This window comes from Streptomyces sp. FXJ1.172 (genome assembly GCF_001636945.3).
GTDB lineage: Bacteria > Actinomycetota > Actinomycetes > Streptomycetales > Streptomycetaceae > Streptomyces.
Genome location: NZ_CP119133.2, coordinates 7,175,780 through 7,189,183, shown reverse-complemented (window position 1 = coordinate 7,189,183; position 13,404 = coordinate 7,175,780). Strand labels below are relative to the sequence as shown.

The window sequence follows — 13,404 nt, the reverse complement described above, 5'->3', positions numbered from 1 at the left end:
GCAGACGCAGCAGCAGGAGGCAGGGCATGGGCCCGCGTACACAGGACGACGACGAGAAGGGCGGGAACAGGGTGGACGGCGCCGACGGCCCCGCTCTCGCGGTGGCCTCCCCTACAGCGGCCTCGCCTCTCGGCCCCGAGGCCCCCTCGGACACCGCATCCGCACAGCCCGGCCCGCGCCCCGCGGACGAGCCCTCGGCCGCCGCCGGACCGGACAGGCCCGCGCACCACGGCACCGACACCCCCGCGGCCTCCGGCACCGAGGAGTCTGCGGCCTCCGGCACCGAGGAGTCTGCGGCCTCCGGCGCCGAGGAGTCCGCTGCCCGCGACCGCGACGACCGCGTCATCGCCGTACGGCGCGTCGCCGCTGCCGGGCGGCGCTGGCGGGCCTTTCAGCTCGGCGGGTCCGTCGTGCTGCTGGCGATAGCCCTGACCGGTGGTGCGATCGCCGTGGGTGCGGACCGGGCGCCCGCGTCCGTGCCGACGGCATCCAGTGCCGTGGACCCCGGGGTCCTCGGCAGTGGCGGTCTGGACGCGAGCATCGCCGCGGTCCAGGCGCACCTGCGGACCCAGCCGAAGGACTCCGGCAGCTGGGCGACTCTCGGTCTGGCCTATGTCGAGCAGGCCCGGACCAAGGGCGATCCCTCCCGGTATCCGCAGGCGGACAAGGCGCTCGGCCGCTCCCTGGCACTGGCCCCGGACAACGACCAGGCCCTGGCCGGCCGGGCCGCCCTCGCCGCCGCGCGGCACGACTTCGCGGACACCCTGACCTACGCGGACCAGGCCCTGCGGCAGAACCCGTACAGCGAGCGCGCGCTGTCCTCCCGCATCGACGCCCTGGTCGAACTCGGCCGCTACGCCGAGGCGTCGCAGGCCGCGGAGACCGCCGACGCCCGCAAGCCGGGCGTCCCGGTCTTCACGCGGTACGCGTACGTGCACGAGCTGCGCGGCGACGTGGCCACCGCGCGCCGGGTCCTCCAGCAGGCGCTGTCCGGCGCCACCTCACCCGGCGACATCGCCTACGTGGCGGCCCAGCTCGGCCAGCTCGCCTGGAACCAGGGCGACTACAAGACCGCCCTCACCTGCTACGCCCGCGCCCTCGCCGCCGACGACACCTATCTTCCCGCGCTGGAGGGCCGGGCCCGGGCGCAGGCCGCGAGCGGTGACCGGGCCGCGGCGATCAAGGGCATGGAGACGGTGGTGTCCCGCTATCCGCTGCCGGGCCCGCTCGTCGAACTGGGCGAGCTGTACGAGGCACGGGGCGCGGCCGGCGACCGGGCCAGGGCCAAGGAGCAGTACGCCCTGGTGGACGCCTGGATCTCGCTGGCCCGGGCCAATGGCGTCAACGCCGACCTCGACACCGCGCTGGCCGCCGCCGACCACGGTGACAAGGCGGCCGCCCTGCGCGCGGCCCGCGCCGAATGGGCCCGCCGGCACACCGTGCACACCGCCGACGCGCTCGCCTGGGCCCTGCACGTCAACGGCCATGACGAGGAGGCGCTCCGCTACGCCCGGCAGGCCACCGCCACCGGTTACCGCAACGCCGTCTTCCTCTACCACCGCGGCGTGATCGAGCTGGCCACCGGCCACCGCGCGGCGGGCCGCGCCTCACTGGCCTCGGCCCTGAAGCTGAACCCCGGCTTCTCCCCGCTGGGCGCGGCCAAGGCCCGTACGGCACTGGAGGCCGCCAAGTGAGACTGCGGCTGCCGTTCGTCCTCGTCGCCGTGTGCGCCCTCGTGTTCCTGCCCGCCACCGGCGCGAGCGCCCATCCCCTCGGCAACTTCACCGTCAACCGGTACGACGGCCTCGTCGCGGCGCCGGGTCTGCTCCGGGTCGACCACGTCGAGGACCTGGCCGAGATCCCGGCGACCCAGGCCAAGCCGGACATCGGGCGGCTGGGCATGACGCGGTGGGCCCGGCAGCGCTGCGAGCGGGCCGCCGGGGGCAGCGAGCTGACCGTGGCCGGGCGCCGGGTCCCGCTCACCGTGCGGGACAGCTCGGCCGCCCTGCGCCCGGGCCAGGCCGGTCTCAACACCCTGCGCGTGCAGTGCCGTTGGACCGCGCCTGTCGTGCGGGCCGGCTCGGTCGCCCTCGGTTTCCACGCCGAGACGGGCTGGTCCGGCCCCGGCTGGCGGGAGATCACCGCGCGCGGGGACCGGATGACGCTCACCGGGTCGAACGTGCCGAAGACGTCCGTCTCGCACGAACTCACCACCTATCCCAAGGACTTGCTGTCCTCCCCGGCCGACACCTCCACCGCGTCCCTGCGGGTGCGGCCCGGCGGCCCGGCCCTCGCCGAGGACCGTCAGGACGGCCCGGTCGCCTCCGTGCTGCCCCGGGGCGCCGACCGCTGGACGCAGGCCCTGAACGGCCTGGTGGCCCGCCGTGACCTCACCCTCGGCTTCGCCGCCCTCGCGCTGCTCGTCGCGGTCGTCCTCGGCGCGCTGCACGCCCTCGCCCCGGGCCACGGCAAGACCCTGATGGCGGCCACCGCGGTGGCGCGCGGCGGGAAGGCCAGGCTCCGTGACGTCCTGCCACTGGCGGCGTCCGTTACCGTCACCCACACCCTCGGCGTCGTCGCGCTGGGCCTGCTCGTCACGGCCGGATCCGCCGCCACGCCGTCGGTGATCGCCTGGCTGGGCCTGGCGAGCGGCGCCCTGGTCCTGGCGGCGGGCGCGAACCTCGTACGGCGAGCGTGGCGCAACCGGGCCCACGCCCACCCGCACCCCGTGCAGCCCGCCGCACCACGGCAGTTGGCCCTGGTGGGCGCCGGCCACACGGACCCGGCGGCGGACCATGTGCACGGGGACCATGGACACGGAGACCATGTGCACGGGGAACATGTGCACGGAGACCATGGGCGCGGGGACCACGTGCACGAAGAGCATGTGCATCAGCACCACCACGCACACGAACACGCCATGACGCACACCCATGGCGGTCACACCCACACCCACCCCACCGCCCCCACCCTCCGCGGCACCATCCTGCTCGGCTTCGCCGGTGGGCTCGTGCCGAGTCCGTCGGCCGTGGTCGTGCTCGTCGGCGCCTCCGCGCTCGGAAAGGCCTGGTTCGGGCTGCTGCTCGTCGTGGCCTACGGCGCCGGGCTCGCGCTGACGCTCACCGCGGCCGGCTTCGCCGTGGTCCGGCTGGGTTCCGGGGCGAGCCGGGTGCTGACGCGGCGCCCGCGCTGGAGCAGGCACCCGCTGGCCGCGCTGGTGCGCCGTACCCTGCCGTTCGCGTCCGCGCTCACCGTCCTGGCCCTGGGGGCCGGATTGGTGCTCAGGGGGGCCGCATCGGCCCTCGGCTGAGCTACTTTTGTGGAGGAATCACGCGACATGCCTGGGGGCGCCCGTGTCCGGAGAACCGGACCGCGACCGTGTGATCGCGGGCCGCTACCGTCTGCTGTCCCCGCTGGGCGAGGGCGGCATGGGCACCGTCTGGCGGGCCCGCGACGAGGTCCTGCACCGGGAGGTGGCCGTCAAGGAGGTGCGGGCCCCGGCCGGGCTGCCCGCCTTCGACGTCGAGCGGATGTACGCGCGTCTGGAGCGGGAGGCGTGGGCGGCGGCCCGGGTCGCGAACCGCAACGTGGTCACGGTGTACGACGTGGCGGTGGAGGGCGGCCGGCCGTGGATCGTGATGGAGCTGGTGCGCGGGCTGTCGCTGGCCGACCAGTTGGAGGCCGAGGGCCCGATGCCACCGCAGCGGGCCGCGCACATCGGCGCCGAGGTGCTGTCCGCACTGCGCGCCGCGCACGCCGCCGGCGTACTGCACCGGGACGTGAAACCGGCCAACGTGCTGCTCGCGAACGACGGCCGGGTGGTGCTGACCGACTTCGGCATCGCCTCGGTCGAGGGCAGCTCGGCGATCACCATGACCGGCGAAGTGGTCGGTTCGCCCGAATTCCTCTCTCCGGAGCGGGCGTTGGGCCGGACCCCGGGCCCCGAGTCGGACCTGTGGTCCCTGGGCGTACTGCTGTACGCGGCCGTCGAGGGCGTCTCCCCGTTCCGGTACGAGACCCCGATCGGCACGCTGCGTGCCGTGGTGGACGAGGAGTTGCCGTCGCCGCACCGGGCCGGGCCGCTCGCGTCGGTGATCGAGGGGCTGCTGCGCAAGGACCCCGCCGAGCGGATGGACGCCGAGCGCGCGGAGCGGGAGCTGCGGCTCGTCGCGGCCGGGGGCGCACCCTCCCAGGAAGGAGCGTTCCGCGCGGACACGGCGCCGGGGCCCTTCGCGTACGGCCCGCCGGTCGCCGGCCAGGAGCCGTGGCCGCCCCGGCAGCCGTCCGCCACACCGCCGCTGCCCCAGCCCGCCGCCCCCGCCTTCGACACCGCCCCTGTCCCCTCCGACCCGCCCCGGCGCGGGCGCGGGGCCGTGGTCGCGCTGGTGGCGGGGCTGCTCGCGCTCGCCTTGGCGCTGGCGGGGCTGGCGTACGCGCTGATGCACCGCGGCAGCGGGAACGCCGAGGCGGGCGGCGGTCCGACCACGGCGACGACGTCCTCGCACCCGCCGAGCAGCGACACCGGCTCGGACACCGGGAGCCCGACGGCCTCCCGGAGCAGTACCTCCTCGTCGGCCCAGCCCGCCCAGTCGGTGCAGGTCGCCCTGGCCGGCGCGCACACGGCGTACGCCGGTTCCTGTCCGCCGCCGGGCGCGCAGGCGCCCGTGTTCACGGCTGTGTTCACGGTGGGGCGGGTGCCGGCGCAGGTGCAGTACCGGTGGGTGCTCGCGCACGGCTCGGTGGCGGACCCCGGCTGGCGGACGCTGTCGTTCGCGGCGGGTGGCGGGAAGACGCAGCGGGTGCGGGTGACCGTGACCGCGTACCCGGGAAGCACCGGCGGCGGGACGGCCGGCAACGCGATCAGCGTCGAGGTGCGCGCCCCGGTGCGGGCGGTGTCCGACCCGGTGCCGTTCTCGGTGCGCTGTACGACGCCGACGGAGACCCCGTCGGGCGGGGCCTCCGCTTCCGCGTCGGGCTCGCCGGGAAGTTCACCCTGACGGGCGAGCCCATACGGGTGACGCGTTGCCGTTGCGGGTCACGCGTCGTTCCGGCTCACGCGTTGTCCGTGAACGCCGGCAGATAGCCGCCGGAGTGGCCGGCCGCGGTGGGGTGGTACGACTCGCTGATGTCGAGCCAGTTCACGCTGTGCAGCCACGAGTCGCCGGAGCAGATCTCGTGGGTGGAGAAGGCGGAGCGGACGTCGGCGAAGACGAAGCCGTGCGCCGCGACGCGCTTCTGGATGGCGGCGTCCATGTAGTCGGCCGCGTCGTTGATCGCGGAGCGCTTGGTGTCGGAGAGCCCGAGACAGGTCTGCCCGAGCAGGTAGAAGCGGGGGTAGCTGAGCACGACCACCCTGGCGTTGGGGGCCTTGGCGCTGATCGCGTTGTAGGCGTTGTCGAGCTTGCCCGGGAGCGTGGAGTCGACGTACGCCTTGGCGGTGTTGATCCGGCTGATGCAGGCGCTGTCGGACTGCAGCACACAGGTCGTCATGACGTCGGAGAATCCGGCGTCGTTGCCGCCGATCGTGAGGGACACCAGTGAGGTGCCGGAGGTCAGCGAGCCGAGCTGGTTGTTGATGACGTCGTCCGTGGTGGCGCCCGAGCAGGCGTTGAAGGCGAACGACGACGGGGAGTGGGCGGCGTTCCACAGGTACGGGTACGCGTTGGTGCTGCGGTCGCAGCTGCCGCTCGAGCTGATGTAGCTGCCCGCTCCCACTCCGGAGGAGTAGGAGTCACCGAGCGCCACATAACCGCCCGTTGCTGCGGTCGAGGCCTGGGCCGTGGCGGCCCCGCCGAGCCCGAGGCCGGCGGCGAGGAGGAGTGAGGTCACATATCCGGTAAGTCTGAAACGACTCATGGTGCCTCCCTATAGCAGGATCTCTGCCTACAACTGTGGTAACTCCTACGCGCGTTGACCGGAAGTGTCCATGCCAAGACTTTTTTGAAGCCTGAACCAGATCAACCGGAGAATTTCACCGACCCACATCTTGCGTGGGCATGTCAAACATGTTGACTACGGGTCAACTCGCCCTCGGCCGTCGTCTTGACGGCCCGCCCCGGCCTGCGCCACATTGAAGCCCGACATCCGGCGCGTCGGGGTCAAATCGGGGGGCACGGTCGCCAATGCAGACCTTACGCATCAAGTCACGTTCATCGGACGGCAGTACAGAGGACACCGACGGGGCACGGCCGGGGCCGAGGGGGGCCCTGACACCGCTGCTCGCGGGGGCCGCGACCGCCGTCGCCGGGGCCGGCGCGCTGCTCGCCCTGCTCGGCTCCGCCTCACCGCTGCGCGGCCCGTGCACGCTGTTCTTCCTGCTCGCCGCACCGGCGGCGGCGGTCGGCACGGCGCTGCGCGGGCTGGATCCGTTCGGCCGGGCGCTCACCGCACTTGCGGGCGCCGTCGTCCTGAACATGCTGGTTGCCCAGGGCATGCTGGCCGTACACCGGTGGTCGGTCCGCGGCGGAGTGATCGCCGTGACCGCGCTCAGCCTGCTGCTGCTCGGATCGGTCCTCGTCAGGGAAAAAACCAGTTCGAGGAAGCGAACACAAGTCTGAGCAACATAGGCCAAAGTTGTGTAACGGCCAAACCAACAAAAATGTGAGGCAGCCTCACAGGTCTTGCCTTTCGGGTTCAATCGTCAATACCGTCGTACATCTCACCCGCACCGGCACGTCGGCACATGGCTCCAGGGGAGGGCTCAGGGCCACGGCGTCACCGGCGCGGGGCGCGGTAGGGGGGTGCCGTGCTCGGTGACCGCAATCGTCTCCGGGCCGTGCCGCGCGACCGGCTGCCGTTTTTCCCGGGCAGACCGGCCTGCTTTGCCAGCTCATCGGCGTGCACGGAGATCGATTCGCCGTGCCGAAGATGAGAACCCCCCTTTCGAACCGGACACACAACGGGGCCGCCCAGGGGCGGGCGGTCCACCGGACGAGAGGGAAAAGAGATTCATGAGTTCTGTTCTGCGCCCGCCGAGTTCCGGGCAAGATCCGTTAATCGCCACGCATTACCGGCCGATCTCCTCTCACCTCGCGATCACTCCGCCGGTGAGCGTGGTGATTCCCGCCATGAATGAGGCGGAGAATCTGCCCTACGTCTTCAAGACCCTTCCGGACTGGATACACGAAGTCGTTCTGGTGGACGGCAATTCCACGGACGACACGGTCGAGGTGGCCCGGTCCCTGTGGCCCGGCGTCAAGGTCGTCGAACAGCGCGGCAAGGGCAAAGGGGATGCCCTGATCACCGGGTTCGAGGCGTGCGGCGGCGACATCATCGTGATGGTCGACGCGGACGGCTCGGCCGACGGCGGCGAGATCGTGTCGTACGTCTCCGCCCTCGTCTCCGGCGCCGATTTCGCCAAGGGCTCGAGATTCGCCAACGGCGGCGGCACCGACGACATGACCTTCATCCGCAAGCTGGGCAACTGGGCGCTGTGCACGGTCGTCAACCGCAAGTTCGGCGCCCGCTACACCGACCTGTGCTACGGCTACAACGCCTTCTGGCGGCACTGCCTCGACAAGATCGACCTCGACTGCACCGGCTTCGAGGTCGAGACGCTGATGAACATCAGAGTGGTCAAGGCCGGCCTGAAGGTCCAGGAGATCCCGAGCCACGAGTACCTCCGCATCCACGGCACCAGCAACCTGCGCGCCGTGCGGGACGGCATCCGGGTGCTCAAGGTCATCCTCGGGGAGCGTTCCAACCGGCGTGAACTGCGCCGCCAGGAACACCACTCGCCGATGCTCGACGCGGTCCGGGGAGAGGTGTCTTGAGAGATCCCGGCATCTGCGTCGTGATCTGTGTGTACACCGAGGACCGCTGGGAGGACATCCTCGCGGCGGTCTCCTCGGTGCGCGCACAGTCGTACCCGGCGCTGGAGACACTTCTGGTCGTGGACCACAACCCGGCCCTGAGGGACCGGCTGGCCCGTGAGTACAAGGCGGCCGAGGGCGTCCGGGTGCTGGCCAACGCGGGCCCGCGCGGCCTGTCCGCCGGCCGCAACACCGGCATCGCCGCCTCCCGCGGCGACGTGATCGCCTTCCTGGACGACGACGCCGTGGCCGAACGCGACTGGCTGCGCCGCTTCGCCGAATCCTACGCCGACCCGCGCGTCATGGCGGTCGGCGGCCGTACGGTGCCGGTCTGGGCGTCGGGCCGGCGGCCGGCCTGGTTCCCGGAGGAGTTCGACTGGGTGGTGGGCTGCACCTACCGGGGGCTGCCGCCCGGCCGGGTCCGGGTCCGCAACGTCCTCGGCGGAAACGCCTCGTTCCGGCGTACGGCGTTCGACGCGGCGGGCGGCTTCGCCACCGGCATCGGCCGCGACGGCGACCGCCGCCCGCTGGGCTGCGAGGAGACGGAACTGTGCATCCGCCTCACCCGCGCCCGCCCCGACGCCGTCCTGCTCATCGACGACCGCGCCGTCATTCACCACCGGGTGCCCGCGCCCCGCGAGCACTTCGCCTACTTCCGCACCCGTGCCTACGCCGAAGGCCTGTCCAAGGCGCTGGTCGCCCGCAGTGTCGGCACCGGCAAGGGGCTGGAGTCCGAACGCCGGTACGCCACCCGGGTGTTGCCCGCGGGCATCGCCCGTGGCCTGCGGGACGCCCTGCTGGCCCGCCCGGGCGGCGCGGGCCGCGCGGGCGCCATCGTCGCCGGGGTGCTCACCGCGGCGGGCGGCTACGCGGTGGGCAGCGTGCGGGCGCGACGGGGCGGGACCACGTTCTCGGTGGTACGGATCGAGGAGGCCGCCCATGAGTGACGCACCCGTGCCCATCCTCATGTACCACTCCGTCGCCACCGCGCCCAACGACGCCACCCGTGCCCTGTCGGTCGCGCCGGAGGCCTTCGCCGAGCAGATGGCGCTCATCGGCGACCTGGGCCTGGCCCCCCTGACCACCGCCGAGCTGGCCGACCGCTGGCGCGGCCGCCGCCCGCTGCCCGCCCGGCCGGTGCTGATCACCTTCGACGACGGCTACGAGGGCGTGCACCGGCACGCGCTGCCCGTGCTCGCCAAGCACGGCTTCCCGGCCACGCTGTTCGTCTCCACCGGCTGGATCAGGGGCGCCTACGACACCGGAGGCGGCCTCGACACCATGCTCGACTGGCGGCAGGTGCGCGAACTGGCCGCCGCCGGGGTCGAGATCGGCGGGCACAGCCACACCCACCCGCAGCTCGACCAGCTCGGCGACGGGGAACTGAGCGGCGAGCTGGAGCGGTGCACCGAGATCGTGGGCGCCGAACTCGGGGCCCGGCCGGTGTCGTTCGCCTACCCGTACGGCTACTCCAGCCGCCGGGTCCGCCAGGCCGTGCGCGCGAACGGCTACGCCCAGGCGCTCGCCGTCGGCAACGCCCTCGCCCGCCGCCGCCAGGGGCCGTACGCGCTCGAGCGGGTCACGGTCCGCCGCGCCACGGGTGCCGAGGAGTTCGAGCGGCTGCTCCAGGGCCGTGCCGTCGCCCGCACCTTCGCCAGGGACCGCGTCCTCACCAAGGGGTACGCCCTCGTCCGCAGAGCCCGTCAGATCCGCCAGGTCAGCCAGATCCGCCAGGTCAGCCGGAAGGCCATCCGTTCCCGTGTCTGACACGACCACCACCACCGAGGCCACGACGACCGGTACCGCGGCGCCCGGCAGGTCCGGGCGCCGCCTACGGCTGCCCGGGACGGGCCGGTCCTCCGGCGGCAGCCCCCTGTTCCGCAACGCCTACGCGCTGATGCTCAACACCGGCATCTCCGCCGTCCTGGGGCTCGGCTTCTGGCTGGCCGCGGCGCGCTACTACTCCGAGTCCGCGGTCGGGCAGGGCTCGGCCGCAATCGCCGCGATGAAGTTCCTCGCCGGACTGACCGCGGTCACCCTGACCGGCGCCCTCGCCCGTTTCATCCCGGTGTCCGGCAAGCACACCGGCAGGCTCATCTTCCGCACCTACACCGGCAGTTCCCTGCTGGTGGCGCTCGCGGCAGGGGTCTTCCTGCTCACCCTGAACACCTGGGGGCCGTCGTACCGCTTCCTGCACGGAACGCTGAACGGGCTCGGTTTCATCGTGGCCGTCGTCGCCTGGAACCTGCTCACCCTCCAGGACGGGGTGCTGACCGGGCTGCGCAGCGCGACCTGGGTGCCGGTCGGCAACACCGTGTTCTCCGCCGTGAAGCTGGCCCTGCTCGCCGCGTTCGCCGCCGCCATCCCCGCCACCGGTGTCTTCGTCTCCTGGGTGGCCGCGATCGCCACCTCGGTGGTGCCGCTGGGCTGGCTGGTGTTCCGGCGGCTGGTGCCCCGGCACGTCAAGGCGACCGAGGGCCGCACAGAGCCGCCCACGCTGAAACAGGTCAGCAGGTTCCTGGCCGGCGACTACACCGGCTCGCTGTTCTCGCTCGCGGTGATCTACCTCGTCCCGGTGATCGTCGCCGCGCAGGTCAGCTCCGCGCAGAACGCGTACTTCTACATCGCCACCACCATCGGCGGCACCACCGACCTGCTCGCCATCAACATGGGCGCGTCCCTCACGGTCGAGGGCTCGCACGACCCCGAACGCCTGGCCGCCCACACCCGTGCCGCGCTGCGCCGCATGGCCCGGATCATGCTGCCGATCGCGGGCCTGCTGATCATCGGCGCGCCCTGGATCCTCGGCGTGTTCGGCGCGGGCTACGCGCATGCGGCCACCGGACTGCTGCGCTGGCTCGCGGTCGGCTCCGTGCTGCGGGTCGTGATCGAGACGTACTTCGCTGTGCTGCGGGCACGCAGCCGCACCGCCGGACTCGCCGTGTTCCAGGGCCTGTTGTGCGCGCTGGTGCTGGGTCTGACCCTGTTGCTCCTGCCCCGCATGGGGCTGACCGGCGCGGGCGTCGCCGAGGCCGGCAGCCTCGCGGTGATCGCCGCGATCGCCGCACCGAGGCTGTGGCGGACGATCCGGACCGCGCCCGCCGCCGTGCCCGACACGGCGGCACCCGACGGGGACCTCGCCGACCTGGGGGCGCGCGAGGCCCCGCCCGTCCCCGTCCCCGCCGCGACGACGCGTCGGCACAGCCCGGCCTGGGCGCTGGACTCCGACACCCTCGCCCTCGGCATCCATGTCGACTTCGACCATGTGGAGCGCCGGCCGGACGTCCGTCCGGGCCCCGGCACCCCGCCCGCCGGTACGCCCGTGCCCGTGCTGGGACTTCCGGTGGAGGCCCGGGAGCCCGGCAGCGAGGCCTCGCTGGGTCCGGCGGAGGCGGCGCTGCTGCGGGAAGCGGAGGCGGCCGGCGTCGACGCGCCGTTCACGGCGGAGGAACTGGACGCGTCCCTGGCCAGGGCCGACACGCCGACCGCCAGGACCGCTCCCGGCCCCGCCGCGGCGGACGAGGCCGTGCCCGGGGAGGCGCCGGTTCCCGTGCCGCCGCGGCAGCGGCTGCGGCCCACCCGCTCCGGACTCGTCCTCGGCTGTCTGCTGATCGCCGCGCTGCTGCTGTACTGGGTGCCCGCGCTGCGGCTCGGCGAGGCCGACCTGGACCGGATGGGCGGGCTCGGCCTGGTCTCCGTACTGCCGCTGCCGACCCTGGCCGGGGCGGGGCTTCTCGTCACGGTGTTCGCCGCGCTGCTGTGGCTGCGCCGCGAACACCGGGCACTGCTGCTGCTCACCCTGCTCGCGACCGTGGTGTCCCTGCACGCGCTGCCCGCCGTGATCGAGACCGAGCCGCGCTTCCCGACGGCCTGGCAGCATCTCGGCTTCATCGACTACATCGACCGCACCGGCTCGGCCGTACCGTACCTGGACGCCCGCTGGAGCTGGCCGGGCTTCTTCGCGGTGGCCGCGTTCGCCGGCCGGGCCTGCGGGGTCACGGACTTCACCGAGGTCATCCGCTGGTGGCCGACCGCCGTCCAACTCGCTTATCTGGCACCGATGTTCCTGCTCACCCGGTCGCTGCGGGCGAGCTGGCGGGCGAAGTGGACCGGCGTCTGGCTGTTCGTGCTGTGCGGCTGGGTCGGCCAGGACTACTTCTCCCCGCAGGGCTTCACCTATCTGCTGTACCTGATGTTCGTGGCGATCCTGCTGGTGTGGTTCCGCCCGCCGCGCATGATCTGGACGAGGCTCCGCCCGGGCGAGGCCGAGCCGGCACCGGCCGGCCGGCGCGGGCGGCCCGTGCTCCTGCTGGTGCTGATCGGCCTGTACGCGGCGAGCGTACCCGCGCACCAGCTCACCCCGTTCGTCATGCTCGGCGTGCTCACGGCCCTCGTCCTGCTCGGCCGGTCCGAACTGCGCGGCCTGCCACTGCTGTTCGCGGTCGTGGTGGCGGTGTGGGTCGGGTTCATGGCCGAGCCGTACTGGTCCGGGCACTTCAACGACCTGTTCGGCGGGGTCGGCGGGGTCGGCAGCAATGTCTCGACCTCCGTCTCCGGCCGTATCCAGGGCGGCAGTTCGACGCACAAGCTGGTGCTGTACGTCCGGGTGCTGCTGGCCGGCTCGGTACTGGCGTTCGCCTGCTGGGGCTGGTGGCGCCGGCGCTCCAACCGCTACCGCGAACGCTCGCTGCTGGTGCTGACCTTCGTGCCGTTCCTGGGCTTCGGCATGCAGTCGTACGGCGGTGAGATGGCGCTGCGCGTCTTCATGTTCGCGGTGCCGGGCGCGGCCCTGCTCGGCGCCCTCGCCCTGTTCCCGCGTACCGGCGCCACCGCGAAGGAGCGCGAGAAGGACCGGCTGAGCCTCGCCCCGCTGGCCGCGCTGCTCGCGGGGCTGCTGCTGATGGGCGGCTTCCTGGTGGCGCGCTGGGGCAACGAGACGTTCGAGCGGACCCGGCCCGGCGAGGTCGCGGCGATGAACTGGGTGTATGCCCACGACAGGCCGACGGTGCGGCTGCTGTGGCTGACGCAGGACCCGGTCAACGACGTGACCCCGGCGATGCCGTGGGGCGCGCGGGACATGGAGCGGGTCGACTATGTGCCGACCCTGGCGCCGACCGACCCGGTGCTGGTGTCGGGCCTGGTCAAGGCGCTGAAGGACGCCGGCCCGAACTCGTATCTGATGATCAACCGAAGTCAGGCGACCTATCTGCAGCTGGACGCGGGCTACCCCGCCACCTGGGAGCACCGGCTGACCGGGAACCTGGACGGCCGGCGGGAGCTGACGAAGGCCTACGTCAACGACGACGTCACCGTGTACGCCATGCGCAAGCAGCCGGCGGGCGCAGTGCCGCTGCCACACCCCGGTCCGATCGGGCCGCGGGTGACCTGGACGCCGTGGTCGGTCGTCGGGGCGCTGGCCGCCGTCGTGCTGATCCTGCTGCTGGCCGCCCGGGAGGCCGCCCGGGTCGCCCTGCGGCCGGGGGTGCGCCAACTGCGGCTGCTGCAGAGCACGTTCTGGTTCGCACTGCCGCTGCTGGCAGTGGTGCTGGCCTCGCTGGTGCAGCGGTTCCTGACGATGAAATGAGAGGTGGTG

9 protein-coding genes are annotated in these 13,404 nt (G+C 72.9%); 8 read left to right on the top strand and 1 reads right to left on the bottom strand.

The annotated features are described in order from the left end of the window. Positions 1-26 precede the first annotated feature (26 nt). From A6P39_RS32310 to A6P39_RS32300, 3 genes are read left to right on the top strand one after another with little or no spacing between them, the layout of a single operon-like run. Positions 27-1,694, top strand: a complete 1,668-nt coding sequence (locus A6P39_RS32310; RefSeq protein WP_234379151.1) for a tetratricopeptide repeat protein — start codon at positions 27-29, stop codon at positions 1,692-1,694. Next, positions 1,691-3,310 (top strand): nickel/cobalt transporter, encoded by a 1,620-nt coding sequence (locus A6P39_RS32305; protein WP_067052847.1) that lies wholly within the window; start codon positions 1,691-1,693, stop codon positions 3,308-3,310. Before A6P39_RS32310 ends, A6P39_RS32305 begins: the two co-directional genes overlap by 4 nt. Before the next feature lie 43 nt (positions 3,311-3,353). After that, positions 3,354-4,997, top strand: coding sequence for a serine/threonine-protein kinase (locus A6P39_RS32300; protein ID WP_079133693.1), 1,644 nt, complete (start codon positions 3,354-3,356; stop codon positions 4,995-4,997). Between the two features lie 55 nt (positions 4,998-5,052). Here the strand turns inward: A6P39_RS32300 and A6P39_RS32295 are convergent, their stop codons facing one another. Continuing rightward, on the bottom strand, positions 5,053-5,856 hold the full coding sequence (locus A6P39_RS32295) for an SGNH/GDSL hydrolase family protein (protein ID WP_067052845.1): 804 nt from the start codon (positions 5,854-5,856) through the stop codon (positions 5,053-5,055). Between the two features lie 266 nt (positions 5,857-6,122). Here A6P39_RS32295 and A6P39_RS32290 point away from each other — a divergent pair, with 266 nt between their 5' ends. From A6P39_RS32290 to A6P39_RS32270, 5 genes are all read left to right on the top strand, one after another. Next, on the top strand, positions 6,123-6,557 hold the full coding sequence (locus A6P39_RS32290) for a hypothetical protein (RefSeq protein WP_067052843.1): 435 nt from the start codon (positions 6,123-6,125) through the stop codon (positions 6,555-6,557). A 393-nt stretch (positions 6,558-6,950) separates the two neighbouring features. Next, entirely contained in the window at positions 6,951-7,772 is an 822-nt protein-coding gene (locus A6P39_RS32285) for a glycosyltransferase family 2 protein (protein WP_067052841.1), read from the top strand. After that, entirely contained in the window at positions 7,769-8,758 is a 990-nt protein-coding gene (locus A6P39_RS32280; protein ID WP_067052839.1) for a glycosyltransferase family 2 protein, read from the top strand. The genes A6P39_RS32285 and A6P39_RS32280 overlap by 4 nt, the downstream gene beginning before the upstream one ends. Beyond that, the gene (locus A6P39_RS32275) at positions 8,751-9,578 is read left to right on the top strand and encodes a polysaccharide deacetylase family protein (RefSeq protein ID WP_067052838.1); all 828 of its coding nucleotides are present in this window, start codon (positions 8,751-8,753) and stop codon (positions 9,576-9,578) included. The genes A6P39_RS32280 and A6P39_RS32275 overlap by 8 nt, the downstream gene beginning before the upstream one ends. Next, positions 9,571-13,395: a lipopolysaccharide biosynthesis protein gene (locus A6P39_RS32270; protein ID WP_067052836.1), complete on the top strand. Its 3,825-nt coding sequence runs from the start codon at positions 9,571-9,573 to the stop codon at positions 13,393-13,395. The genes A6P39_RS32275 and A6P39_RS32270 overlap by 8 nt, the downstream gene beginning before the upstream one ends. Positions 13,396-13,404 lie beyond the last annotated feature (9 nt).

What these genes read in the sequence shown, in the direction of transcription:
- A6P39_RS32310 (WP_234379151.1), top strand. Translation starts at nt 27, where the DNA reads ATGGGCCCGCGTACACAGGACGACGACGAGAAGGGCGGGAACAGGGTG.
- A6P39_RS32290 (WP_067052843.1), top strand. Translation starts at nt 6,123, where the DNA reads ATGCAGACCTTACGCATCAAGTCACGTTCATCGGACGGCAGTACAGAG.
- A6P39_RS32285 (WP_067052841.1), top strand. Translation starts at nt 6,951, where the DNA reads ATGAGTTCTGTTCTGCGCCCGCCGAGTTCCGGGCAAGATCCGTTAATC.
- A6P39_RS32275 (WP_067052838.1), top strand. Translation starts at nt 8,751, where the DNA reads ATGAGTGACGCACCCGTGCCCATCCTCATGTACCACTCCGTCGCCACC.
- A6P39_RS32295 (WP_067052845.1), bottom strand. Translation starts at nt 5,856, where the DNA reads ATGAGTCGTTTCAGACTTACCGGATATGTGACCTCACTCCTCCTCGCC.